This window comes from Gimesia sp. (assembly GCF_048260065.1).
GTDB lineage: Bacteria > Planctomycetota > Planctomycetia > Planctomycetales > Planctomycetaceae > Gimesia.
In genome coordinates this window covers 146,576-172,554 of record NZ_JBLXHC010000006.1, presented here as the reverse complement: position 1 = coordinate 172,554, position 25,979 = coordinate 146,576, and the positions used below count along the sequence as shown (strand labels likewise).

General features: G+C 49.2%; 16 protein-coding genes. 11 read left to right on the top strand and 5 right to left on the bottom strand.

Features of this window, described 5'->3' with window-relative positions; all coding sequences use genetic code 11:
* Positions 1-394: 394 nt before the first annotated feature.
* The 4 genes from ACN0YN_RS13360 (at position 395) to ACN0YN_RS13345 (ending at position 7,026) form a co-directional block, all read left to right on the top strand.
* Complete coding sequence (locus ACN0YN_RS13360) at positions 395-2,029, top strand: hypothetical protein (RefSeq protein ID WP_417385518.1); 1,635 nt, start codon at positions 395-397, stop codon at positions 2,027-2,029.
* 452 nt (positions 2,030-2,481) lie between these two features.
* The gene (gene dnaG, locus ACN0YN_RS13355) at positions 2,482-4,392 is read left to right on the top strand and encodes a DNA primase (RefSeq protein ID WP_417385517.1); all 1,911 of its coding nucleotides are present in this window, start codon (positions 2,482-2,484) and stop codon (positions 4,390-4,392) included.
* Positions 4,393-4,424: 32 nt separating this feature from the next.
* Complete coding sequence (gene rpoD / locus ACN0YN_RS13350; RefSeq protein ID WP_417385516.1) at positions 4,425-6,110, top strand: RNA polymerase sigma factor RpoD; 1,686 nt, start codon at positions 4,425-4,427, stop codon at positions 6,108-6,110.
* A 205-nt stretch (positions 6,111-6,315) separates the two neighbouring features.
* Positions 6,316-7,026: a zinc ribbon domain-containing protein gene (locus ACN0YN_RS13345; RefSeq protein ID WP_417385515.1), complete on the top strand. Its 711-nt coding sequence runs from the start codon at positions 6,316-6,318 to the stop codon at positions 7,024-7,026.
* Between the two features lie 34 nt (positions 7,027-7,060).
* On the opposite strand, the gene ACN0YN_RS13340 is transcribed toward ACN0YN_RS13345, so the two are convergent.
* Positions 7,061-7,993: a prenyltransferase/squalene oxidase repeat-containing protein gene (locus ACN0YN_RS13340; RefSeq protein WP_417385514.1), complete on the bottom strand. Its 933-nt coding sequence runs from the start codon at positions 7,991-7,993 to the stop codon at positions 7,061-7,063.
* Between the two features lie 816 nt (positions 7,994-8,809).
* On the opposite strand from ACN0YN_RS13340, the gene ACN0YN_RS13335 reads away from it, so the two are divergent.
* The gene (locus ACN0YN_RS13335) at positions 8,810-12,670 is read left to right on the top strand and encodes a beta strand repeat-containing protein (protein ID WP_417385513.1); all 3,861 of its coding nucleotides are present in this window, start codon (positions 8,810-8,812) and stop codon (positions 12,668-12,670) included.
* 74 nt (positions 12,671-12,744) lie between these two features.
* Positions 12,745-14,049, top strand: coding sequence for a BBP7 family outer membrane beta-barrel protein (locus tag ACN0YN_RS13330; protein ID WP_417385512.1), 1,305 nt, complete (start codon positions 12,745-12,747; stop codon positions 14,047-14,049).
* Between the two features lie 2 nt (positions 14,050-14,051).
* Here ACN0YN_RS13330 and ACN0YN_RS13325 read toward each other — a convergent pair whose 3' ends face one another.
* Together ACN0YN_RS13325 and ACN0YN_RS13320 are read right to left on the bottom strand one after the other, a co-directional pair.
* Positions 14,052-14,990 carry a PmoA family protein gene (locus tag ACN0YN_RS13325; protein ID WP_417385511.1) on the bottom strand — a complete coding sequence of 313 codons (939 nt, stop codon included), beginning with the start codon at positions 14,988-14,990 and terminating at the stop codon, positions 14,052-14,054.
* A 105-nt stretch (positions 14,991-15,095) separates the two neighbouring features.
* Positions 15,096-16,499, bottom strand: coding sequence for a GntP family permease (locus ACN0YN_RS13320; RefSeq protein ID WP_417385510.1), 1,404 nt, complete (start codon positions 16,497-16,499; stop codon positions 15,096-15,098).
* A gap of 215 nt (positions 16,500-16,714) precedes the next feature.
* Between ACN0YN_RS13320 and ACN0YN_RS13315 the strand changes: the two genes are divergently transcribed.
* Entirely contained in the window at positions 16,715-18,172 is a 1,458-nt protein-coding gene (locus ACN0YN_RS13315; RefSeq protein ID WP_417385509.1) for a pectate lyase, read from the top strand.
* Positions 18,173-18,213: 41 nt separating this feature from the next.
* On the opposite strand, the gene ACN0YN_RS13310 is transcribed toward ACN0YN_RS13315, so the two are convergent.
* Positions 18,214-19,029: a sugar phosphate isomerase/epimerase family protein gene (locus ACN0YN_RS13310; protein ID WP_417385508.1), complete on the bottom strand. Its 816-nt coding sequence runs from the start codon at positions 19,027-19,029 to the stop codon at positions 18,214-18,216.
* Positions 19,030-19,277: 248 nt separating this feature from the next.
* Between ACN0YN_RS13310 and ACN0YN_RS13305 the strand changes: the two genes are divergently transcribed.
* The 4 genes from ACN0YN_RS13305 (at position 19,278) to ACN0YN_RS13290 (ending at position 24,312) form a co-directional block, all read left to right on the top strand.
* Positions 19,278-20,837, top strand: a complete 1,560-nt coding sequence (locus ACN0YN_RS13305; RefSeq protein WP_417385507.1) for a hypothetical protein — start codon at positions 19,278-19,280, stop codon at positions 20,835-20,837.
* Positions 20,838-20,919: 82 nt separating this feature from the next.
* The gene (locus ACN0YN_RS13300) at positions 20,920-21,825 is read left to right on the top strand and encodes a sugar phosphate isomerase/epimerase family protein (RefSeq protein ID WP_417385506.1); all 906 of its coding nucleotides are present in this window, start codon (positions 20,920-20,922) and stop codon (positions 21,823-21,825) included.
* Positions 21,826-21,980: 155 nt separating this feature from the next.
* Positions 21,981-23,282 (top strand): Gfo/Idh/MocA family protein, encoded by a 1,302-nt coding sequence (locus tag ACN0YN_RS13295; RefSeq protein WP_417385505.1) that lies wholly within the window; start codon positions 21,981-21,983, stop codon positions 23,280-23,282.
* Between the two features lie 127 nt (positions 23,283-23,409).
* Positions 23,410-24,312, top strand: a complete 903-nt coding sequence (locus ACN0YN_RS13290; RefSeq protein ID WP_417385504.1) for a hypothetical protein — start codon at positions 23,410-23,412, stop codon at positions 24,310-24,312.
* A 16-nt stretch (positions 24,313-24,328) separates the two neighbouring features.
* Here the strand turns inward: ACN0YN_RS13290 and ACN0YN_RS13285 are convergent, their stop codons facing one another.
* Positions 24,329-25,840, bottom strand: coding sequence for a hypothetical protein (locus ACN0YN_RS13285; protein WP_417385503.1), 1,512 nt, complete (start codon positions 25,838-25,840; stop codon positions 24,329-24,331).
* Between the last annotated feature and the right edge of the window lie 139 nt (positions 25,841-25,979).

Below are 25,979 nucleotides of genomic sequence, written 5' to 3'. Positions count from 1 at the left end.
CGGGTTTTTCGTCCCACAAACACTCTGAAACAGAATCTTCATCTTGATTTCGAATTGGAATAAACTAGGTTTATGATAACCGTTTAGATAAAGAGAGCGACTCTTTTTTCTGAAAAGGGGTGGTCTGTTGTCAGGTAAAACATAATATTACTAAAAGCGGAAAACATTACTGCAATTAGCCTGAGACTATGTTAATCTGGAGACGCGCTTTTTTCTAAGCTGTATGATCAGGTTGGCTCTACTTTTTATCTTATTTTTTATAGACCTGTATTGTACTTCTCCTGAATCGTAAACTACGTGGTTTCTGATCTTTATTCATTTTTGCAGGCGCTGAGTACTTATTCTGTTTTTCTAACTCTTACTTTCTCGTCATCTATCCAAACAGGGATTTATTATGTCAAATGGCATAACTCCGGATGAGCAAAATAATAATCCTTCGGAAATACCGTGTCCGCTTTGTAATGAAATGGTTCGTACAGGACTGGTTCGCTGCTGGAATTGTGGTTCCTTCATGCGCGAAGATATTGCAGAAGCCTATCGGAAAATGCAGGAGAATCCGGCACCGATGATCTTCAGCAAGCTGCCCGAAGAAACAGATAATCCGGAAGAACAGGAGTCGCGCAGCACAACCGCGACGATGACCGGCTATTCCGATCGGGATGATGATGACTTCGAGCTGGATAAGAGTATTGCCGTCACCGAATATGAAGCCAGTGATGATGACTTCCAGTTGAGCGGCGATATGGATTCGGGTCAGGATGATCAAACGACCATTCCCCTGGCGCGTGAAGAATCGGAAGATGAAGCCAGGCAGCATGCAGAATCGGAAGAGAATTCCAAGACAGTCGCAGCAGAAGAAAAAGCGAAACAGATCGCAGAGGCTCCTGCCGAAGATCATTCGGTAGCGACCGGGGGCGATGTGTTATTCAACGTTGCGATTGAAGAAGAAAAAGAAGAGAAAAAACGCCGCAAAGGGGGCGGACGACGTCGGCGACGTCGAGGAGCACCCATCGAAGGTGGTATCGTTGTATATTGTCCGAATGGCCATCGCATTCGAGTTCGTGAAGAATATCGTGGTGCGGCTGGAAAATGTCCTGCATGCGGTGTCATGTACCTGGTTCCCCAGTCTGTTCCCGGCGCAGCGGAAGCAGAGCAGATTGCGACGACAGATGCACAGGCGGAAACAGAAGGGGCAGAAGCTTTCAACGCCGGTGCCTACACGCACTGGATGAAGGGGATCAAGCTGCATGCGATTGACCCGACTAAACTGAAGCTGAAACCAAACAGCCTGGAGAAGGCGTTTACGACAGTCGATCTGGCGATTTCTCCGGAAAAAATGCTGGTTCTGGTGGTAGCCAAAGGGGGCTTACTCGGCGGTGGATCGAAAGATAAACTGGAGAAAGCCAGAGCGGAAATCGCTGCGCATCTGCGTGAAGAAAAAGATGATGCTGAGATCCCTGCAGTCAGCGTACAGACTGTTACAGCCGAGCAGATTTCCAAACTGCGCGTGGTCTTTCCAACAATGTACGATCATGAGTCGATGTTTGCAGGAGTTCCCGTGTTCGGTAAAGGACGGATTGCGATCGCCTTGCCGAAACAGGAAGATTCGAAGGAAAATCAGTATCTGACTTTCTCATTGAGTGAATACCGCAAACTGACTGAAGCACTCTCAGAATTCTTCGGCATCGATCAACTGGGGCAGGATTCCGGTATTCCATTGACGGATCAGATGCAGCAGGTGACCTGCCATTACAGCGAAGAATCGTTTGATGTTCTGGATAATGAACATCTGGAATTTTACGAGGCTGATCCTGATATCGAACTGACTCTGGCAGGCAGACAATGTCAGGGATGTCAGTTGATTGTCAGTGAAGATTCCCGCAAGAAAGAGCGAATCGGGGGTAAGGCCGGTAAAGCGATTGCCAAAACCAAGTGCCCGAAATGCAATGAAAAGTTTGGCAACATCTCGCTCTATCAGCTCGTGAAGAAAGAAGTCGCCCCTGAGCCCGCTGAAGCTGCGGCCGAATAAAGCCAGTTAGGGTGTTTCCTCAAACACGTCAGTATAGTGCTGCTGCGCGCACATCGGGAATTTTATCAGGCGGTGATTGCAGAGTCTGAGGTGATGGCTATAATATGTTTAATTCATATAAACCAACTGTCTAGTCTCTTTTGCCAGCTTGAGTAAGCCGTTACCGGGAATTCCGGTTAAGTAAGTGAGTAAAGCGGGGTCTGGTTTATGGTTTTGCACTCACCCGGATGATTAGGTGTTCTTGTAACGTTATATAAATTTTGAGCTTAAGAGACGATCCGAGTCGAGAATCGAGTTTGGGAAATTCTTGACCGACTCATTCTATGGAGTAGAATTGAGTACGCAGAGCTGAGCAGGGAAGCACTCTAGTTGAATGTCTGTATGTTCACTTTTCACACGTTGACGAAAAGTAACATCGAGGGGCTGCTTTTTGAACTGTTCAGGAGAAACTGGTGTCGCCAGGATTTGATCAAAATTTCAAAGAACTGGTCCGCCAGAGAACAAACCTGGTCGAGTTGATTTCCGAGTCAGTTCAACTGACTCCCAGCGGCCGGGACTTTCAGTGCCTCTGCCCTTTTCACAACGATCATAATCCCTCGCTCAAAGTCTACCCGGATCGTGAAACCTGGCGCTGCTGGGTCTGTAATACCGGCGGGGACTGTTTTGAGTGGGTTCAGAAATACGACGACGTCGAATTTTTCGAGGCATTAAAGATTCTGGCCGAGCGTGCTCATCTGGAAATGCCTCAGTTCTCAAGACAGTCAAGCGGTGCCCCACGATCTAATATCGTTGAGAAAACTTCGCTCTTTGACGTGATGAAATGGGCTGAACAGCAGTTTCATGACTGTCTGATGAATACCAGCGAAGGGGAGATGGCCCGGCGTTACCTGATGGAAGACCGGGGTTATACCGAAGAAACCATCCAGCAGTTTCGTCTCGGCTTTCATCCGAATGACTGGCAATGGCTCGTGAATCGATCCCGGGGACAGTTTCCGGAGAGGCTGATGGTGGAAGCCAGGTTGATCTTTAAAAAAGAAGGTCAGTCCCGCTTTTCCGATTATTTCGTAAATCGGGTCATGTTTCCCGTTCGCGACGAGCGGAAACGCGTTGTGGCGTTTGGGGGACGAATCCTGCCAGGCGCTGCCTCGGATGGGATTGCCAAATACTTTAACAGCCCGGAAAGCGTTATTTTCACTAAGAGTAAGCTGTTGTTCGGCTTGGATGAATCTCGGCAGACGATTCGCGAAACAGAAACGGTTGTTGTCGTGGAAGGGTACACTGATTGCATTACAGCGCATCAGTTTGGGGTGACGAATGTGGTGGCAACATTAGGTACTGCTCTGACAGAGACTCATGTTTCTTATCTCAAACGTCTGGCGCGAAAAGTCGTATTAGTCTTTGATGGAGATAATGCCGGCCAGCAGGCTGCAGAACGATCTTTAACAAAATTTATCGCTCAGGAAGTCGATTTACGCATTTTAACACTGCCTGCAGGGAAAGATCCTGCTGAATTTTTAGAAGAACAGGGAGCAGAGCAGTTGAAGCAGTTGATCGCGCATGCTCCTGAAGCCTGGAATTTTAAGCTGAATGTCTGTCTCCAGAAATTTGGACTGGAGTCAATTGACGGTCAGCACCGAATTTTAGAAGAGATGCTGGAGTTACTGGCGTCAAGCCCTAACCTAACCGGCAAAATTCGTGAAGACATCATATTAAGAAAGTTGGCAGATCGACTGGGCTTAAACGAATCGGTTGTCCGAAAACGACTGAGTGAAGTTAAGCAAAAAAAAAGCCCGAGTCCTAATGCGAATCTCTCCTCCAGCGAATCCTACTCGACTCCGAGACCGACTGACACTACCGGCAACACCCGGGAAGTAGACAATTCAACGAAAGACAATCAACTTGAGAGCGAACTTCTTGAAATCATTTTTGTGTACCCCGAATGTGTCACTCGTATTCTACAGCATATCTCCCCAGCCAACTTGAAGAACCCTCAGCTGCGAACCCTGTTTCAGTTAAGCATCGATTTGACTGAAGAGGGAGTTTTACCGGATGTTCATCGCATCCTGGATCGCGTTACCGATCCTGACCTGAAACAGCTGGTGGTCAAAATTGATGCCCATGCCCGGGAGAAATCAATTCACGCCAAGTTGTTCGATACCCCGGCGCCACTTGAGGGAATTCCGCACTTTTTGAAACATTCCATCAGGAATATCAAATGGCGGGAAGAACAGGAACACCATGAAAAATCCAAAGGGCTGTTGTTCCAGAATGCCCAGAACCAGAGTTTAAATTCGGATGCCAAAGAACTGTTAAGAAAAGCATCTGAATTTCATCAAAAACGAAACATTAAAAAAATTCACTAGAGAATCTAACCAGACTCATTGGGAGAAGCCACGTGCACCGACTCGACGCCCGATTGAATGAACTAATTGAAAACGGCAAAAAGCAGGGTTACCTGACCTACGATCAGGTGAGCGCTTATCTGCCTGATGAAGCGCTGAATCCCGAGAAGCTGGATAATCTCCTGCTGACGATCGAGGAGATTGAACTGGACATCATTCCGGATCAGATCATTACGATCCTGCAGCCGGAGAAGACCAAAGGACGTTCCCGGTCTTCCGATGATCTTTCCCGTCGGATTGATGATCCCGTGCGGATGTATCTGACGCAGATGGGAGAAATTCCTCTGCTGACACGAGATGAAGAAATTCGTCTGGCAAAGAAGATTGAAATCACCCGCCGTCGCTTCCGTCGTGAATTGTTGAGCAGCGACTACGCGATGCGTCAGGCAATTGAAATTCTGGATAAGGTTCATAAAACCGAGCTGCCTTTCGACCGGACCATTAAAGTCTCCGTCACAGAAGGGCTCGAGAAGAACCAGATCCTGGGGCGGATGCCACACAATCTCAAGACACTCGAATACCTGAGTAATAAGAATACCAGCGATTTTCAGCAGTTCATCAATCCGGAGCTGAGCAAAAGCGAACGGATGGAAGCCTACTCTTCTCTGCAGAAACGTCGTCGCAAGATGGCTACTCTGATTGAGGAGTTGAGCCTGCGGACACAACGTCTGCAGATTGGTATGAAACGTCTGGAGCAGATCTCCCACCGCATGACAGAACTGGAAGATTCGATTCGCGATATGAGTGATCTGCGAGTCAAAAATTCCAAAGACGATCGTGCCAACCTGGAGCGAGAGCTGCAGGACCTGGTGGCGATGACCATGGAAACTCCCGAAACACTGCGGGAACGCATCAAAGCCGTCAAGCAGCGCTATCTGGATTATGAAACAGCAATGCGTGAACTGTCCGGCGGTAACCTGCGACTGGTGGTTTCGATCGCCAAGAAATATCGCAATCGTGGCTTAAGCTTCCTGGATCTGATTCAGGAAGGGAATACCGGCCTGATGCGTGCTGTCGATAAATATGAATATCGTCGTGGTTATAAGTTCTCGACCTATGCAACCTGGTGGATTCGTCAGGCGATTACCCGTGCGATTGCCGACCAGGCTCGTACGATCCGCATTCCCGTGCATATGATCGAGACCATGTCGAAGTTGCGTAAAGTCAGTAAGCAGCTGTTGCAGGAGAATGGCCGCGAGCCCACCCTGGAAGAAACTGCAGAAGTCGCCGGCATCAGCCTGGAAGAGACGCGTCGCGTCCTCAAGATTTCGCGGCATCCCATCAGTCTGGACCGACCAGTGGGCGAAAGCGAAGACAGTTACTTCGGTGATTTCATTGAGGATTCTGATTCAGACAGCCCGGTGAATACCGCCAGCCAGGAAATGCTCAAAGATAAAATTGATCATGTCCTCAAAACTCTGACCTACCGCGAACGTGAGATTATTAAACTGCGATTCGGTCTGGGTGATGGTTATACCTACACGCTGGAAGAAGTCGGTCGGATTTTCAAAGTGACCCGCGAACGTGTACGACAGATCGAAGCCAAAGCGGTCAGAAAATTACAGCATCCTGTTCGCAGTAAACAGCTGCAGGGCTTCATAGAAGGCCTGGTTCCTGAATGGGGGCAGGGCGAAACCGAAGAAGAGACGGCCGATGCCACCGCATCAGCCAGCATTTGAAATTCAAACGCCGATCAGTTTTGATCGGCGTTTTTTTATGGCTGGATTTGTACTGAAATCAGGGTTTCACGGGCGAGGCTGAGAAGATCGCTCCGTTTTACAGCGTATGTCTGGCTATTTAGTACAAAAATCCTTATAACAAGATAAAAGCACTGAGGCGCTGCCTTAATTGCCTCAAAAATGAGCGTTTCCGGAGTTCTTTAACATGTCGACAACTGCTGCCAGTTTGAAAGCTTTACATCATTTGTATCTGAGATTGCATGATGTGAATCAGAAATTAGAACAGGGACCCAAGCGAATCAAGCTGAAGGAACAGTTCGCTCTGGTGCAGGAAGACAAGCTGAAAGCGGTCCAGGATCAGGTCACTCAGCTGAAGAAGCAGGTCCACCAGAAAAATCTGGATTTGCAGACCAATGAAGCAAAAATCCTGAGTCTGAAATCAAAACTGAATACCGCAGCATCGAACAAAGAATTTGACATCATTAAAGGTCAGATTGAAGCGGATCAGATGGCCAACAGTGTGCTGGAAGATGAGATTCTGGAACTGATGGATAAAATTGATGCCACTGAAACGGAAGTTCAGGAGTGGGTCAAGAAAAAAGACGCTGCACACGCCGAAGCCAAAAAAATGGAACAAGACTTCGAAGCGATGCGTGCTTCGCTGGATGAAGAGATCAAAGAGTGCAACTCTGCCATCGCAGACGCAGAGCAGATCATTCCGGACAGCATTAAAGTACAGTTTGAACGACTCGTACGATCTCATGGAGCCGGTGCTCTGGCTTTTGTCGCCGGGAAATTCTGTTCCGCCTGTAATGTGATGCTGGAGCCTCAGGTACGCGTTGAACTCAATTCAGGGCGGCTCGTTTTCTGTAAGTCTTGTGGTCGCCTGCTCTACATGGAAGAAGCTTCCGAATAATCAGAAGCTGAGTTTGCCATTTTTTCGGAAGAACTCAGCGTCCCAGCAGTGCCAGTACACCCAGCCCATAAAATGTGTACTCCACGTCTGCCTGTTCATCCCAGCTGGCACCTCGAAATCCCCCCGTGGGAAACTCCAGCCATTCGGTCATAAATTTTTGTACCTGGTCCAGGTCAATTAATGAGTCCAGCCCCAGATCCTGTGCCGTCAGTAAGCCTGTAAAAGTCGATAACCCATCAGCAAACGGGATCCTGGTATTGGCCTGAAAGCCCCCTTCGGAACTTTTGACCTGTTTCAGGAAGTCCTGAACGTCACTTTTCAGTTCGTCATCCATGCTGTCCAGTATGATTAATGTGGCGACTGCAGCGGCCGTCGGGTTCGTTCCACTCCGTTTCATTGGTGAAATTTCGACAAAACCACCATCGTCACGTTGTCGGTCGTATAGAAACTGGATCAAATTATTGGGATCCGGGAGGTCTACGCCGATCAGCTGGTAGATCAGGACGACTAAAAAGCTATGGTAAGTGCTCCCCAGTGCTCCCTGCTCCGATTTTGCGTAGCCTCCATCAGCGGTTCGCAACTGCTCCAGAGACCGGGATATTTCAGAATTCCAGTTCGCAGGTGCTGTCTGCAACAGGTCTTCTCCACCGGAAGCTTGAACGATCAAAGCGCAATAGAGCCAGCTTAACAGATCAATGGTAGACAGCTTTTCAATTTGAAATGTTCTGAGATAGTCGCTGATCTTGCCGCATTCGTCTGCATTGACTCCCCCTAAAATTCCCAGACTTCGTACTGCAAAGCCGGTATAGTAGAGGTCAGAATCTCCCTCTCTGCCCGAAAACCCTCCGTCAGGCTGCTGTTGCGCTAAAATAAACTGGCGATGTTTTTCCAGAGAGGCTGCGGGCCATTTCTCAAGACCCTCCGCCAGACGGAGTGCCAGATTCAGTAAATAGGGCTGTTGATGCATAAAAATATGAGGGCCTTAAGCGGAATCATCAGTTAGTGGGCAGGAATCTGAAGCTGTTTTCTGCTGGACTTTTTTTAAAATTGTCAAAAATTTCTCATGGGAAATGTCAAATTCGTCTTTCGTCGGATCAGAATTTTGAATATGTTCCCGCCCAACATCTCTAAAACTCAAAGAATCATTCTCTCTCCAGACTGTAAAACAAGTAAACCAATCGGAACTCTCTTTTTTACTTTCTAACCGGATTTGTCTGATCTACAGACGGTCCAACGATTCTTCCGAGTCACAATTCACATTAAAAACTACCTGTTAACTAATCAAATACCCGTAACACGTTTCCGTGAAAAAGCTGATTTTTCCCGGATGGTGTCACAACATATCCAATATCAGGATGACCAGTGCCTCATCTGAGGAAACAGTCATGATCACAGCCTCTCTCTTGATCTTGATTCACCGGTCAAACTGAACCCACTCCTGTAAACAAATCAATTTTAGATAGACCTTCAATAACAGACGTGTCTCTGCATGGGGACGGTTTCTGCCTGTGGTGGAATGATCTGTCATTGAAAGTATGCGTAGCGTAGTTACGACTTGAATAATCGAGTCTGCGGAGATTGCTCCCAGGCTCATTACCGAATTCAGAAGATTACTTGTTGAGATAATCTCATGGATTTTCCTGAAAAAATTGTCATAGATCAAAACAAATTCATGACAGATCAAAATAGAACAAACCGGGACGAAAACGCCAAAATGCACTCAGCGTGCTTTGACGAGGTGAAACAGATGCCTGTGTTGACATCAAGCTATTCTGGACGATTTATGAAAATTGCATTTCGCCTGATTGCCGGCGTAATCGTTCTGGCGATCTCCGCCATGTCAGGAACATTATTAGCCGAGGATGAAGTCGAGTTTCCGACGATCATTGCTGACGGATCAGAGACGACAGATACGCTTGATGGAATTTCATCGGTCGTGCCGGGTAATGGAATGGGAACACTCTTTCGAGTAGGTCATCAGGCAGGTAAAACTGTTGGTCTGGACGAATCCATCTCTCATATTGAAGCCATGCCTTACCTGTTTACTCATACCAAAAACCCGGATGATGCCGGGATGATGTTTGGTAACTTTCGTCTGTGGAGAACAAATCGCGGTAATCTTGGTGGTGGAGCTGGCCTGGGCTATCGTTTCTACAATTATGATACTGACCGGATCTTCGGTGCCAGTTTCTACTACGATCGTGATGATTCAACGGATAAAATTTTCCAGCAACTGGCATTGAACGTCGAAACCATGGGACGCTACTGGGATGCCAACGGAAACTTTTATCTCCCAATCGGAAATCGCCGTCAGCAGTTGAACCTGGAATTTAATGAAGGCAGCCAGAGATACTCTGGTTTTAATATTCTGTATGATCAAACGCGGACCATTGGAAAAGCGATGCGTGGTTTCGATGCCGAAATCGGGGTTCCCATCTGGGGGGATCTTGCGCAGCAATTCCAGGCACGCGCTTACGCAGGTACCTATGGATTCCAGGCAACCGACAGTCAGGATGTCTGGGGTTGGCGTGGTCGTTTGCAGGCCTATCCTTTACCGAATGTTCTGACAGAACTCAGCATCACAAGCGATGATACATTTAATACCAATGTGTTTTTCAATGTGACCTGGACGTTTGCGGGTCGACCCGAGTGGAACGAAATGGAAAAATCCACTCAAATGTATCGCATGGCAGAACGGATTCGTAAAAACTACAACGTCGTAATCGAACAGAGTAAAGTCGTTGATTCCGGCCTGGTGGCAATTAACCCTGCAACCGGGCTGCCCTGGACGGTTTCGCACGTAGACTCGTATGCTTCGCCTGGTGGAACCGGTAGTGTTCTCGATCCTTATCAGACCATCCCGGACGCGCAAGCGGGGCCGGACAGAGATATTATCTTCACCCATGCTGGCAGCGAATATACTAATGCTTCACCAATCACGCTTGTGTCCGGTGACCGGATTCTGGGTGAAGGACAGGGAGTGGATCACTACTTTGATATTCAGGGATTTGGCTCAAAGTTACTACCAAACTCACCCCTCTATGGAAGTTCACTCCGGCCCAACAGTCTTGTCAGACCTACGTTTAACGATACTGTTGGCGATGGTGTGATCCTGGCATCAGACAGTGAATTCTCCGGTTTCATTCTGAATAATCCTTCTGCACGCGGTATCGTCGGTATCGGGGTTTCAGAAACGACTGTCAATTACGTCGATGTCAACAACGCTGTTGATGAAGGCATCTACCTGAACAGTACTTCTGGCAGCCTGGCCTTTTTAACTACAAACGTGACGAACTCCGCCGGTGATGCGTTTGTCGTCGATGGCGGCGATCCACTGATTCGCTACGAATCAGGTACCATCACGAATACGGGAGCAGGGCGAGCCGTATTGATTCAAAATACGACAGGCGGTTCAGTTAATATGACAGCGTCTCTGATCAATGACACAAGCAGTCAGGGCGTTCTGATCAATAACATCGGCGGTGGTGCCGTGTTGGATAACGTTACAATTACGGGCAGTACGAATGAAGGGATTCATGTGACCGGAGGATCTGCTAACGCCGTTGTCACAATCAGAAATACCGCCCAGGCTGCTACCGTCATTGATTCTGCTACCGGTGCGAGCATCTTCGTTGAGGATTACTCGGGGGTCTTTCAAATGCAGGATATCAACATCGTGAGCCGAAACAGTACTGGTATCCTTGTAGAGAATCTGGCAGGGAATATGTCTGTCGTCGGAAATACAACGATCTCCGATGGGACTTCACTGGCAACCGATCATGGTATTGATATCAACAATACTTCAGGAAATATCTCATTCGGCGGGAATATTGGAATCTTAGGCAGTGCCGGCGAAGGGATCTCGTTCAATGCTGGCGGGAACACAGGTACCTTCAGTGTCTCGGGAACGACAACCATTTCCGGAACAACGAATGAAGCATTTATCGTACTTGATGACAGTCCAGTCATCAGGATGGGTAATATGGTGCTCTCCAACAATAGCACAACCAGCTCTGTCCTGTATATCGATAATGCAGGACAGGGGGGAACAGCCGGTTCCGTTTCCTTTAATAACACAACTGTAACCGGTACCACTAATGCGACTGTGCCTGTGGTCCACATTCTCAACAACACCCCGATTGTCAGTTTCGGTTCGTTGAATATTTCAGCCAACAGCGTAGCTTATACGACGCCTGCTTCCTATCCGATTGTGACTGCTCCCGTTGGCCTCTACGTGCATGATAACCCGGGTAACGTGGATTTCGGTGACTTGAATATCACTGCGATCGATAACCTGGCATTTATTGCCAATGATAACGCAGGAACTTTGAGTTCCTCAGGTGGTATCATTACGGTGACCGATGCAGCAGCGATTGATATCGAAGATTCCAGTCTTTCATTGAATCTGACCTCCGTCACGGCAGGACCCACAAACGGTCCTGACTTGAATACAGTCAGCAGTACTGGTGATAATGCCTTCTATCTGAACAGTGCCGGTATTCGTCTGGTGCGTACCCCCGGTCTATTCTCGATTGCCGGGGATGGTGCCACCATCGATTCTGGTGGTACTATCACCTCAGCCACTCATGGTGTCTGGATGGAAGACATCGGACGCGTCAATCTGGACGGACTGGAAATTCAGATCCCAACCGTTTCCGGTATCGAATGGCATGAAACAGATGTTGACGATGGCCCACGTGTGAACCTGGCTCGTGTGCGAGTTGAAGATTCGCTCGGCGATGGTATCCGAATTATCAATGGTCGCACATTCCAGATGACCGATTCGGAACTGCTGGATAACGGTACCGATGCCACTGAGCATTCCATTGATTACCTGGCCAATATTGAACTGACTGATACAGACGATGATGCGTTCACAATTATCCTGCAAAACAACACGATTACAGATGACAGTGCCGATGCGATTCGCATTCAATCGGGAGGTCTTCTGGATGACTCATTCTTATCTGTGAATCTTGAGGGGAACAGTATCACTAACAGTGTCTCCGATACTGCCGGTTTAAGTGTAATCTGGGAAGGCCCCCAGACAATCCTTGTTTCTAACGCAAATACATTTATCGGAACTGGAGCCACAAATAACCAGGGGATTAACATTGATGCTACCAGCAATGACCTGGCTGATCTGCTGACTCTGCAGGTAAGCAATAATAATAACTTTACTATCGCAGGTACAAACAGCGAAGGTATCCAGGTTTCGACAGAAGGACCATCAAATATTCTGATTACAAGCAATCTTGATCAGGGTATCGTGATGGCTGGAGTCGGTTCAACCGGGATTCGCTTCCTGGATCTGGCCGCAAATTCCAACGTGCAAATTGACAATAACTTCATCAATATGACTGCCAGCGGTGGTGATGGTATCTTCTTTGATCTGATCAATGCGACCAATTCTTCAGTCATTATCGATGCGAATACCATCGGATTATTCGATGGATCTGTCTTTGCTAACGAAACCGCAGTTGGATTCAACGCGATGACCAATGGACCACTGACACTGGGAACCGGTGTTAACAATATCGTGAATGTCACAACTGTCGGAAACAATAACAGCTTCATCCTGTTTAATCCTGGTGGTGGTACCTTTGACGGCCAGATCAGCTTGAACGGATTCCTGCTGCCGTAAGACAAATACCTAAGTAAGTTTCATGTTTAAGAACACTCTTGTGTGTTTTAATCCAAAATTCAAGGTTTTAATCGATGAGTCGCACATCCTGGAAAGTAATGATGATTACTCCATTCAGACTGAGTGCACTACTGGTGTTGCTGTGCTCGACCGGCTTGCCTGTCGGGATGCCTAAAGTAGCAGCCGATGATGGCACGACTGAATACGTCATGCATGGCGATGCCGACATGGTGGATGAGGAAATTATTGATGACTCAGGCCTGTTCTCAGGAGTCAACACCTATTCCAGATCACTGGTACGCCAGTTGCCTGTCGATCGAGGATGGACCTATGACTCTCCCATTGATAAATCGATTAAAGGCATGTTTCGTTCCTCGTCACTGAAACTGGAATATCTGCACTGGTCACTGGATGGACCGGATAACGTATTATTGAGTGCACCGATCCTGGGAGTTACGGATCCGACTGAGCCTAACCCTGTCTTTGACCGTTCCACAGGTATTGCACGTGGTGATGGTGTCGCTTTGAATTATTCGGATAGCTCAATGGATACGAACGGGATGCGGGCTACTTTAGCGTTTCCTGTCGAGCAGGGAGCGATTGAGTGGAACACCTGGGGAATCTTTAAGAATGAATCCACACGTCCCACCGCTTCCATTTACGCAACACAGTCGAATTCGATTCCCGATGATGATCTGGTCGTTGTGACCAACTTCACGATCAATGATGATCCGGCTTCCAACACGAATGTGTACGACACAAGTTATACCGTGAATCTGGATACCGAGATGTTCGGTACCGGTGTGAATTATATTCTGGACCCTTATCTGCCAGGAGAAGGATTCCGGATGCAACCTCTGTTTGGTTTTCGTTTCATCAGTCTGCGTGAAACGATGAACCAGGTTGGCGTGGATTCAGGTGGCGGAATCGGAACACCTCGTACAACAACCATCTATTCAAAAGTCGAAAACCGGGTGTTCGGACCCAGTATCGGTGCCCGGGTAGAATACAGACACAAGCGGTTTACGATTGGTGCAGAACCGAAATTTACCTTCGGCTTCAACCGGGATACAGATCAGGTGCGAACAGATCAACTGTTTGAGGCTTCCGATCCTGTCATTGTTTCCGTACAGAAAAATAATGAATTTTCACCTACCTTTCAGCTTACATTATACGCCAAGCTGCATCTGAATGAGCATATCCGTTGTTTTGTTGGATATGATTACCTGAATATCAGTCAGATTTCTCGTGCGTACGATATCATTGACTACAACGAAGATCGAACCTCGACAGTTCCGGCAACGGGTACTAAAGTCCGTCAAAATCATTCCAAGTTCTCTGCCGATGGTATTACGGGCGGTTTAGAATTCATCTGGTAAATTTACTTACCGGGAAGTTTTCGACTGACGGTTGCGCTGGTGTGTTTCTTGTCCGGCTTGCGCAACTGGTAAGGCAGACTTGCTGAGAATTGCTGATAAACTCTGTTTGCCGCATTGTGATTGATCTCTCCTGAATGTGCATGCAACAGAAACTGGAACGTCAACGGATTCTTTCGAGTCGTCTCCAGAGGACCATGCATGCAGGGAGATGCTCCCATCCAGCCATCTTCGCGGACATGCCAGGAGACCGGACCTTCTGATGCCGCGACGGGGTTTTGGGGGTGATAAAAATAAGTAATCCCTTCTGTGAGATCAGGTTTGACAGGGCCTGAATAATCCATCCACTCAGCCGGTTTACCGAAGATTTCTTTTTCACCGGTCTGCTGACGACTGTTCGTGATTTTTCCTGCACCAAAATAACTGGAAATGGATTTCGCGACACGCACTGCCAGAAATCCAAAATTGGTTTTCTGAAACTCCAGGGACTCCGCGGTTGGATAAAATGTCGTCTGCAGTTCCAGAAACAGTTCCTGTTTCTCGTTCGTACGGATTGCAGAGATCAGTTCCTGCCTGAGTAGTGGCTGAGGATCATGACCGTCACGCCATTCCAGTTCCACCGCCAGAATCGCTTCGTCGTCGGCTTCATCGATGGACAGCCAGCGTTTTTGTGTGATCTGAGCCCCCGTATCTTCCGCCCAGAAATTGATTCCCAGCACCTGATGATGGGCGAACCAGACCGATCGATGATGGTCATGATTAGGGGCGCCGGGATGGCCGATCCGGGTGAGCGGGATGCCTGCAGGGCCTGTCAGTGGATAGAAAAACGGACGGGAGTAATGAGACCCAAAATGCCAGCGCATCCGTTCCTGCCCCTGAATCCGAAACGAGAACTGAGAATCGGGTTGGGGAACAATCTCGCACTGCGGAAACAACTCGCTCATCTCCGGACTCCGGTTAATAGGAAATCATGAGTCTGAATATCATCGGGACTTCCATTCAGAGTAGACCGTGTTTGCAGCAATGTAAAGCTGTTCGCAAGAAAAGCGTTACGACATCGGCCAGACCATGGAAAGCAGGATCGTCGTCGCCATACTCGTACATCCCATCACAAACAGCAGTGGCGTCCAGGATTTGAGGGCCTCCGCCTCGGTCAGGCCGCTCATCTTACAGAAGATCCAGAAACCGCTGTCATTCATCCAGGATCCGATTAACGAGCCGGCACCTATCGCTGTTGCCAGGTAGACCGGATCAAACCCAAGGGGGATTGGATCTACACTGGTCGTAGTCAGCATGGCTGACAGCATCGCCGAAGTCGTAATCATTGCAACGGTACTGGAGCCTTGTGCCACTTTCAACAGGGCGGCGATTCCAAAGCCCAGAAACAGAAAGCTCAACCCCGTTCCACCAGATTCGGTGCTGAACATCTCCTGAATAGCGGGACCGATTTTGGCCACGGTCAGCATTTTACCAAAGGCTCCTCCGCCTGCAGTAATCAGAATAATCACGCCGCCACTCATCAGTGCCTGTTCAACGGTAGCACTTAACTGCAGTAGTGTCATACTGCGTTGTCTCAGCAGGATGATCAGAGAGATCGCCGTCGCGATTAATAGCGCGAAGTTAGCATCACCAATGATCGTCGTATAAGGGGCGATACTGGTCAGAAACTTCTGGGGACCAATCTTGGCATCGACGAGTGAATTGACGAGCGTATTGGCGGTAATCATCAACACCGGCAGTACAATCGGAAGCAATGAAACAATCAGTGAAGGGAGTTCGTGCTCTTCAAGTGGATCTGGTTCTTTATGTTCGGCGACGTCCCGCATCGGAATGTCCATCATGTGATTGGAAAACTTTCCATACAGGATGCCAACCAGTGCAGCCGGTAAAGCGACCAGTACGCCGACAAAGATCATTTTTCCCAGGTCAACACCCAGGTATTCTGCCATCGCCAGAGGACCGGGGGTCGGAGGAACCAGTGTGTGGGTGATGGCACCACCGGCGGCGATCGCCATGATATACAACAGGTAGTTTCGCTGTGTGCTGCGGTACAGTGAACGTGCTAAAGGAATCAACAGATAGAAGACCGTATCAAAAAAGACCGGCACAGCGAGGACAAAGCCACTTCCCATCAGCGCAAACGAAGCATTCTTTTCACCTAATGCCTTGAGAAAAGTGCGCACAATTCTGTCTGCTGCGCCACTATCCATCATGCATTTACCGATGATCGCGGCCAGCGCAATGACGATGCCGATTCCGGAAACAGAGTCACCGAACGCGATCGCGACCCGTTTCATGCGATTAATTCCCTCGGCAGATTCAGGCCCCAGCAGACTGACTGCCATGGCAGCTGTGATCAATGCCAGAAAAGCATTGATCCTCAGAAAAATAATCATGCCGATGACAATGGCAATCCCGATGCCAAGGATCACAAAAGGATAGTTTTCCAACATAAGCGCTTCTCCGGGAAAATCTTAGATGAATCTTCATAAATGGGTACGAGCATTACATAGAATTGTCGCTGACGCAACCCACTGTGCCTTGGAAATTGAACCGCTTATTACTGAGGGAAGTTAAGAAAAGGCGTTGCTTTCGTTTAATTTCTGTTTGCTGTACGATGATTTATTCCTGCCTGTCATACAACTATTGTGAAAAGGAACTGTGGTTCATGTCGGAAACGCGCTCCCTGGTGAGAATCTGTCTGTTGTTCTGTATCTGCTTCGTTTTCTGCTCTGTGATCGCTGATGAACTTCGGAGTGCAGAAGTGACGGAGGCAGCGGCACGACAGGCCATGCAGAAGGCAACGAAATATTTTAGAAGCCAGGTCTCCACTGAAGGCGGTTATCTCTGGCTGTACAGTCAGGATCTCAAAGAACGGGAAGGGGAAAATCAGGCGCCTGCTTCCCGTGTCTGGGTTCAGCCTCCGGGAACACCCAGTGTAGGTCAAGCTTATCTGAATGCCTATCAGAAAACGGGAGAACCGTATTTACTGGAAGCAGCAAAAGCAGCGGCGATGGCGCTGGTCAATGGTCAGTTGAAATCGGGGGGCTGGAATTATTTTATCGATTTCGAAGATCGGAAAGCCTATCAGTATCGGGTGAATGGAGGCGGGTCCAAAGCACGCAATACCACCACACTGGATGATAATACAACACAGGCTGCCTTACAGTTCTTAATTCTGATCGATCAGGAACTGAAATTCAAAGATCAACCCATTCACGAAGCAACCATGTATGCGCTGAATGCATTGCTGAAAGCCCAGTATCCTAATGGAGGCTGGCCGCAACGGTTCGACAGTCCGCCTGATCCCAAAGATTACCCGGTCATCAAAGCGAATTATCCGGAAAGCTGGTCACGTGAATTCCCTAAGAAAAAATATCTCGATTACTACACGTTCAACGACAATCTGATTGAAGATCTGGTAGGCGTCATGTTTCTGGCACATCACGTGTACCAGGATCAACGCTATCAGCAGGCTGCATTGAAAGCCGGAGACTTTATCATCCTGGCGCAGATGCCCGAACCCCAACCAGCGTGGGCACAGCAGTATAACAGCCAGATGCAACCAGCCTGGGCCCGGAAGTTCGAACCTCCTGCCGTAACCGGTGGCGAGTCACAGGGCATTATTAAAACTCTGATGCAGATCTATATTTATACAGGCGATAAAAAATATCTGAAGCCCATTCCGCCGGCACTGGCATATTTAAAGAAGTCGGAACTGCCTGATGGAAAACTGGCCCGGTTCTATGAGCTGAAAACCAATCGTCCGTTGTATTTTACGAAGAAGTATCAGTTGACGTACAAAGACAATGATCTGCCAACCCATTACGGTTTCATTATTAAATCGGGGGTCGATTCACTCGAAGGCCGTTACCAGAGGCTGCTGGATGATTCACCTGAGAAACTGGCTTCCATGCGATTTCCCACACGTCGCGTTCGTTTAACCCCTTCGTTGACGGCAAAGGCAAAATCAGCCATCGATTCCCTGAACTCAGAGGGAGCCTGGTTGAGACAGGGGGATCTCAAGGCATCGGACAAAGAGAATCTGCGCATCATTGATACCCGCGTCTTCATCCGGAATCTGGACACACTGGCCGATTTTGTCGCAGCCAGCCGGAAAGACTAAATATCGATATCGATGAATACAAACCAGTGTGGCGAGACGAATCAGGCGTTTTCGGCAATCGTCTGCATGCGTTCCAGACCGAGTCGGGCGACACTGAGCGGGTCCTGCTGCCAGAGATCGTCGCGGAACAGTTCCAGTGAAAGCCAGCCGTTAAAGCCGATCTGTTTTAAGAGCTGGCAGTAACGGGTCAGGTCGACGTGACCATCACCGGGTAATACTCGATCCGGGTCCATCTGTTCTTCACGGGGAATCGTATCGACGGCGTCGTTGAAATGGGAAATCGCGATCTGTTCCGGTTTCAGTTGGGAGATCGTTTCCATGCTGCCACCGCCACGGAATACATGAAACGGATCGAGAACCAGGGTCGCCTGGGGATGTCCCGATTTTTCGACGACCTGCAACGCGTCTTCGATTTTTGTGACGGCTTCGACGAAGCCCAGGAATTCGACTGCCGGTTTGGCGCCTGCTTCGATACCGGCTTCAAGCAGTTCCCGATAGCGTTTGCCGCCGAGATCGTAATCGGGGACTTCACGATGCGGACAGGCAATGACGTATTCCGCTCCCAGTTGAGCTGCGATCCTGATGCGTTTCAGACAGGTTTCAAACACAGCCGGGTAATCTTCTTCAGAAGCAGACCACCAGTCGCGGAGCATGATCATGGTAGGAATGGCCAGCCCCGATTTCTGAATGGCAGCAGAAATCGTATCCAGTGTTCCCCCCGCAGCCAGATACTCTTCGACTTCATCAAACCAGAGTTCAATCCCTTCATAACCGGCTTCTGCCGTCACGCTGATTTTTTCAAGCAGAGGAGTCGTACGGATTGTGCTGGCATTCAGACTGTAACGAAAAGCACTCATGGAGCTGATCCTGTGTAAGAAAAACGAAGAAACGATTCACCATTCGGCACTGATCTTACGTAAGATCAGATACAGCTGCTATTTCAGCCATCAGGAACTGTTCTGATCATTCTGATATAAATGCTCAGATTGATCAACTCAGGCACACATTGAATTGTTCCTCGACTCCAGTCGTGTAATCAGTCACAATAGTCAGGTCGATCAGCGTTGATTCCAACCCGAAACACAAACTGAACACGATAGTTGATATGAATAGACTTGTTTCCATGTCGGATGGTTTCAGATGCCACGCTTATTGTCTGCTGGCAATCGCTGCCTGTCTGCTTACCGCATGCGGTTCTGAAAAAAAGACGCCGCAGGCTGCTGAAGAAACCGTGGTTGTCGTGGCTGATCCGCCAGCTGAAACTTCGGGAACGAAAAAACCGGTTTCGGCGGAAACAGCAAAACCGGATAGCCCGCAGCCGAAGAAAACTCCCGCACCGACAACGGCTGCCAGTTCCAATCGACCGGAACCGGATCAGATGCTCTACCGCCCCAGTGATCAGCGGCCCATCCATAATAATCAACGTCTGGAGTTATTGGGGATTCACTGTTACAAATCTCCGCGGCTGAAGCTGTATACCGATATTGATCCGGAGATTGCCAGGACACTGCCGCCGGTCATCGATCAGGCTTATGCTGCGCTGGTTAACTATTTTGGTCCGCTGCCTCCCAATCGCGAAGGGACCGAGTTTCAGGTCACCGGATACATCATGCAGAACCGGGATCTGTTCAAGGAAGCGGGGGTGATTCTGGATTCCCTTCCGGCAATTGTGAATGGTCGGCATCAGGGAGCACAGTTCTGGATGGACGCCCAGAGTCAGCCCTATTATCTCAGACATCTGATGATTCATGAATACACGCACTGTTACAGCATGATTATGGGGGACATTGGTGCTCCGGTCTGGTATCTGGAGGGCATCGCAGAATCCATGGCAACCCATACTACAGATGCTGACGGTAAGATTCATTTCAACGTGATGCCACATAATAAAAATGATTTTGGTGGACTGGGACGGATCACTCTGATTCAAGAAGTGGTAGAACAGGCACCTCCCAGACCGTTGCAGGACGTCATGCAATTTCATCCGGCTAATTTTATATACAATAATGAAGCCTATGCCTGGTCCTGGACCTTATGTCAGTTTTTTGATAAGCACCCCGTCTACGGGAAACCATTTCGCGAGCTGGCTCATCACATGCAGGGGAACGAGTTCTCGAAAAAAATCCAGGCCATGCTGGGGGATGATTATGCCAGCCTGAATGATGCCTGGATGCTGTTCGCCCGCAATCTGCAACCAGGCTACGATTTCAAAAATGCGGCAGTAACATTTACTGCAGGTGAAACGCTTCGGCCTGATTCCAGCGCGACAACTAAGGTAAACAGTCAACAGGGCTGGCAGTCGAGTGGAATTCGTGTCGAGCAGGGAGTCAGCTATGAGATCAGTGCAGTCGGGCGCTTTACGCTGGCTCAAGAACCAAAACCCTGGGAGAGCACCGCGGATGGGATCAGCTTTCAATACTTCAAGGGACAGCCATTGGGGCGTTTGATCATGATGATTCAACCGGATCCGGACATGAAACTGACTCATCCCAATGCGATTCTGAAAGAATATCCTCTGGGTGCACAGGCCAGCTGGATGGCCCCCGTGAGTGGAACGATTTATTTTCGATTGAATGATGCCTGGAATGCACTGGCGGATAACCGTGGTGAAATCGAAGTGACAGTGCAGCGCAAGCCAAAAACAGAAGAGGCTGCGAAAAATTGAGAAAATGGATCACAGCAGACAGTCTTAAGATGTCCAGTGCTGTTGACTTCAACCGATTTATTTTAAACAGAGGGATGACAACATGCAGAATCAGGAATGTGAAATCTCTGGAAGGTCAATTCAGACTTCCCGCAGAACGTTTCTTAAACAGACTTCCGTCGCGATGCTGGCTGGAACGCTGTCGCAATCAAAACTGTTGTCTGCTGCTGAGACGCCACCGGGGAAACCGGAAGCCCGTATCAAAAAGGCGGTGAAGTATCAGATGATTACGGAACCCGTTTCGGTGCTCGATAAATTCAAGATGCTGAAAGATCTGGGATTTGACGGGACGGAAATTCATTTTCGTTCCAAAGTGAATCCTAAAGAAGTACGACGGGCCATTGATGCAACGGGAGTGCAGGTTCACGGATTTCTGAACAGCAGCCGCGATGAGCTGAAAGATTCGATCGATCAGGCAAAATATTATGGCGGCACGAGTGTGCTGGTTGTCGCAGGCCGCGTTGACGACAAGAATCCCTATGATGTGGTGTATCAGCAGCAGCAGGCGAAGCTGCGAAAGCATCTTCCTTATGCAGAGCAGCAGGGAATCAGACTGCTGGTCGAAAATGTCTGGAACAATTTTCTGCTCAGTCCGCTGGAGATGGCCCGTTTCATTGATGAACTGGAGAGCCCGGCGGCAGGCGTCTATTTTGATGTCGGAAATGTCGTACGCTTCGGCTGGCCTGAACAGTGGATTCGCATTCTTGGTCCCCGCATCGTGAAACTGGATATCAAAGAATACAGTCGCAAGAAGCAGGTCGACGAAGGTCTCTGGAAAGGGTTTCAGGTTGAGATTACGGAAGGGGACTGTAACTGGCCTGAAATACGTAAAGCCTTAAGTGACATTGGGTACACACAAGGCTGGGCGACTGCGGAAGTCAAAGGAGGAGATCGCCAAAGATTGCAGGATATTTCGGAACGCATGGATCGTGCTCTTGATCTTGCCTGATTGAGAGTTGATAATAAATAAAGATCGTTAAGAAGCCTTGCTGGCGCGCGGTCATCCTCAAAATAATCCTGCCTGTAGTTAGCTCTTCAACAATATTGATCGTAGTAGATACAGAATACTGATCCTGTCTACCAACTGAATGAAAGGTCTTTTCCATGTCCGAAAATGCATCTGAACAACAGCCGAATCAGAGCCGCCGTAAATTTATGAAACAGTCTCTGACCACGCTGGCAACAACCGGACTGGTTGTAAATCCTGCGTTAACTACTGGTGCTTTTGCTGCCAGTACAGAATTGATCAAAGTCGGACTGGTAGGTTGTGGCGGTCGTGGAACCGGGGCTGCTGCTCAGACATTGCGGGCAGATTCCAATGTCGAACTGGTCGCGCTGGCAGACGCTTTTGGCGATCAGCTCGAACAGAGTTATCAGAACCTGAAAAAGACCGAAGTTCAGGATCGTGTCAAAGTTGATGCAGAGCATAAATTTGTTGGTTTTGATGCGTTTCAGAAGCTGATTGATTCCGGCGTGGATCTGGTGATTCTGGCGACCCCCCCTCATTTCCGTCCACAGCATCTGCAGGCCTGTATTGATGCCGGCAAGCATGTGTTCTGTGAAAAACCGGTTGCCGTCGATGCGCCGGGAATTCGCTCGGTACTGAAAACAACGGCTGAAGCCAAAAAGAAAAACCTCACAATCGTTTCCGGTCTCTGCTGGCGATATGAAACAGGGATGCAGGAGATGGTCGATAAAATCCATAATGGCGGAATTGGCGATATCGTCGCCATGCACAGTACCCGCTACCTGGGTGGGGTTGCCAAGATGGTGAAACGCAAACCGGAATGGTCAGACATGGAGTACCAGATGCGTAACTGGTATTACTACACCTGGCTGTCCGGTGACTTCAACACCGAACAGTTCGTGCATGAGCTGGATAAACAATCCTGGGTTATGGGCGAGTATCCCGTCAGATGCTACAGCACAGGTGGACGTCAGACACGAACCGGTGAAGACTACGGTCAGATCTTTGACCACTTCAGCACGGTCTACGAATATGCTAACGGCGCGAAGTTTGTTGCCTCCACACGTCATCAGCTGGGATGCAGTTCCCTGTTTGTTGATACGGTATCGGGTACCGAAGGGACTGCCACGCTGATGAAATATCAGATCGAAGGTAAGAATCCCTGGAAAGGTGCCCGCCGTCGTACCAACATGCATCAGCTGGAACATAACGCGATGTATAAGGCTCTCAGAAACGGCGAAGTCATCAACAATGGTGAGTACATGGCGAACAGCTCCATGATGGGCATTATCGCCCGCATGTCAGCCTACACAGGCAAGACGTTGACCTGGGAAGAAGCGATGAATTCCAAGGAAGACCTGTCTCCCGAGAAATACGACATGACGATGTCACTGCCGGAACCGAAGGTGGCGACACCCGGTGTGACTCCCTTCGTCTAAACCGAGTCGACAAATCGAATCTGATTCAACAACCGGAGTGTGACTTGCACTCCGGTTGTTTTTCTATTGTGATATTAAAAGGATGATCTGACAGTTACACACATTGAAATGGAAACCGGAGGAAGTGATGAAGTCGCTCGCGAATTCGCTTTTGCTGCTGGGAGTTCTGGCTGTTACCTGCCTGTGTTTCACTGATGCTTCTTGCTGGGGGAATGAAAAGTCAACCGGTCAGGAACAGGGGAAACCGCGTCTCACGCTTTCGCGTGAGAAAAATATGCTGACGATTCACGGCGATCATATTCCGGGGGGAAAGATTCCCATCAATTATCTGGAAGCGTACTGTCGCGCGAATTCAACGGATGCCGACTGGGGAAAGCATACGGTCGTCAAACATGAGACACAGACCATTTCCCTGAACGAAGACCGGACCGTTCTGAAGCTGAAATGTACGGTCGCCGATGGCGTGACGGTGCAGCATACCATCACTGCGAAGGGGGATGAGGTCGACTTTCAACTGGTGGCTCACAATCCGACCGACAGGCGGTCTGAAGTCCACTGGGCACAACCCTGTATTCGCGTGGGAGAATTTGCCGGCCTGGGTGCTTCCACGACCGATGATAAATACGCTTACATCAAGAAATCGTTCGTGTTTCTGGATGGCAAACCGGCGTTCATGCCGACCCGCAACTGGGCAACGCAGGCACGTTATGTTCCCGGGCAGGTCTGGTGTCCACTGAATGTGCCTCGCACCGATGTGAATCCCCGTCCGTTAAGCGAAGAAGTTCCCAGTAACGGTTTGATTGGCTGTTACAGTGGCAATAATCAATGGATTTTTGCTACTGCTTTTGAACCGTATCAGGAACTGTTTCAAGGGGTCATTCGCTGCCTGCATGCCGATTTTCGCTTAGGCGGACTGCAACCGGGAGAGACAAAAACCATTCGCGGGAAGATCTATATTGTTCCCGCCGACATGGACGCCCTGGTGAAACGCTATCAACGCGATTTTCCGGAACACGTAAAACAGGATTAACTTCAAGCAGTGTTGCTTAACGGTTCACTGTCGTGATTTCAGTCACTTGCGTTTCCAGTTTTTCGGCATCTGCGCCGGTGATCGTGACATTAAACTCGCCGTCACCAGAGCCGATCGCTTTGACCAGAATGGTATATTTTAGAAATGCATCGGCTGGAAGTTCACGAACGGGAGAGACACGCAGGATGTCCTGATTGACTTCCGGTCTGAGGTTAAGCTTCTGATTTCCCTGGTGTGCTTCAACAGAGACGACGCGGAACATCCGCGGAATTTTTGCCTGAAGCACGATGTCTCTGGCTGGCTGGAGCCCCCGGTTTTCAATACTGACTTCGTACACCGTCTCTTCGCCGCGGGCAATGGGGTCTTTGGTGTCGCGGACCTGCACATCCAGCACGCCTGATGCGGGAGTGACTTTCAGGCAGGCAGAAACCTGTTCATTGGGCAACTCCGGGCTGGTGACGTTGACGCGCATGCAGGCGTATTCAGCGGCGACTTCACATTCGAATTCGACCTGCAACTGTACGCCTTCACCGACACGAATCGTATCCAGCGACCATGTCAGCCGGTCAGATTCCCGCGTGGAACCAATGGACGCTTCGCGCGGGATCAGAGCGGAATCGTAGGAGATGGAGACCTGGATGTTATTCAGATCCACGTCCGACACATTAGAAAGTTTCACGATGTACTCTGCTCGACTGCCGATACTGCGAGACGAGGGGCCAAGTACGGACAGGTCCAGCTGTTTCTTTTCATATTCGACACAGACAGATTTCCAGACCAGTTCATCCCCGTCGGCCAATGCCCGGAAGCGGCAGCAGTGACTGCCCAGGACATCACTGAAGAGAGTCAGTGAGATCTCTTTTGATTCGCCGGGCTGCAGTGTGCCCAGACGCTGTCCGATTTTCTTTTCACGCCGACCGGGGAACATCAGGGCGGCATCAAACTCGCATTCCAGCAGCACATTCCTGACGGACCGATCACTTGTGTTTTTGATAATCAGATAAAATGTTGCGCCACTTCCCAGCTGGCGCTTGGGGATAACGTCAACGGTCATCTCCAGTGGTCCTGCTGTCGCCGGTGCTGTCATCATGGGGCCTGATGGCTGCTTCGGTTTTGCTTCCGGCTTCGATCTGCTTTGTAGATCCGGTGCTCTCAACTGGGGACGCGGCATCACCTGATCAGGCAGGTCTCGCGGTTGAGGGGGCTGATTCTGTTTGAGCGATTCCGGTACGGAAAACAGCTCTTCTTTGGGCTGAGGGGCTGTCGGCTGTCTTTGAGGAATCGTTTGTGGATTTGTTCGAGGCTGGGGCTGCGGATTGACGCGCTGCGTTTCCCGTGACTGGGGAGCCGCCTGTGGTTGTGGACTGTTTAATGGCTGATTCTGAGGGTCCAGCGGGGGAGGATCTGTCAGTTTCCAGGAGGAACGTTGACTGGGCGCAAGGGCAGAGCAGGCCGCTGTCGAGAGTGTCAACAGCAACAGTAGGAATGATACGGTTCCCGAGGAGAGCCGAATTCTGCTACCCGGCATGAAATTTCCCTGTTGGCTAAAAACAAAACGATACACTGAAAGTTTACCATGAAAACTTGAGTGCAACAGGGAGCGATCTGCAGGATTTTGAGAATAGTAATTGCGCGAATTCATACGGAAATCAAACGCTTAGCTTCAA